The organism is Streptomyces sp. NPDC048002 (assembly GCF_040653275.1).
Lineage (GTDB): Bacteria > Actinomycetota > Actinomycetes > Streptomycetales > Streptomycetaceae > Streptomyces.
Map to the genome: position 1 here is coordinate 1 of NZ_JBEZNL010000099.1, position 1,068 is coordinate 1,068.

Annotated in this window: 1 protein-coding gene; it reads right to left on the reverse strand. The window is 70.2% G+C overall.

Going from position 1 to position 1,068, the window contains the following annotated elements:
* Position 1 precedes the first annotated feature (1 nt).
* Entirely contained in the window at positions 2–955 is a 954-nt protein-coding gene (locus AB0E07_RS39855) for an IS481 family transposase (RefSeq protein WP_362263398.1), read from the reverse strand.
* Positions 956–1,068 lie beyond the last annotated feature (113 nt).

Here is a 1,068-nt window from a genome sequence, read left to right on the forward strand (position 1 = left end):
GCTAGGTGTATTGCCCTGTGAGGTTGGGGACGCGGCTGGCGGGTGGTTGGCCTTTCAGCGCGGTGTGTCCGCGGTGGTGATTGTAGGTGTGCAGCCAGCCGGGGAACGCGTCGCGTCGTTCGGTCTCCGTGCGGTAGGGGCGGGCGTAGGCCCACTCGTCCAGCAGGGTGCGGTTGAAGCGTTCGACCTTGCCGTTCGTCTGGGGCCGGTAGGGCCGGGTGCGCTTGTGGGCGATCCCGGCCGCTGCCAGCGCATCCCGCCAGTCGCGTGAGCGGTAGCAGGATCCGTTGTCGGTCAGGACCCGCTCGACGGTGATCCCGGCCTGGGTGAAGTAGGCGTGGGCCCGGTGCCAGAAGCCGGTGGCGGTCTCCTTCTTCTCGTCGGTGAGGATCTCGCTGTAGGCCAGGCGTGAGTGGTCGTCGACGGCGGTGTGCAGGTAGCTGTAGCCGGCGTTCGAGCGGTTCTTGCGGCCGGCCTGGCGGCCCAGGGTCTTGTGGCCGCCGCCGTCGGGGATGTTGCCGAGCTTCTTGATGTCGACGTGGACCAGCTCGCCGGGACTGTCGCGTTCGTAGCGGCGGATCACACGTCCGGTGGCCCGGTCCAGGTGGGACAGACGGGCCAGGCCGAACCTGTTCAGGACCCGGTGCACGGTCGAGGGCACCAGGCCCAGCAGGTGGGCGATGCGGGCCGGTCCCCACCGCCGCGTGAGCCGGACGTTGATGATCCGGCGCTCGGTCCGGGTCGGCGTCCGGCGGGGGCTGCGGTGCGGTCGTGAGGAGCGGTCGGTCATTCCGGCCTCGCCGTGCTCGCGGTAGCGGGCGGCCCACCGCCGGGCGGTGGTGGGTGAGACCTGGAAGCGTTCCGCGGCACGTCGCAGGGGCCAGCCGTCCTCGACCACGCAACGGGCCAGACGCAGACGTCCGGTCTCGGTCAGGGGTGCATTACGGTGGGGCACGAGGGCCTTTCTGTCGGGGTAGACGTCGCAATCCACACCGAACCGGAAGGCCCTCGCCCGTTCAAGACGCCTCAGCCGAGACCTGGCTCACCCGTCCCCAACCTCACAGGGCA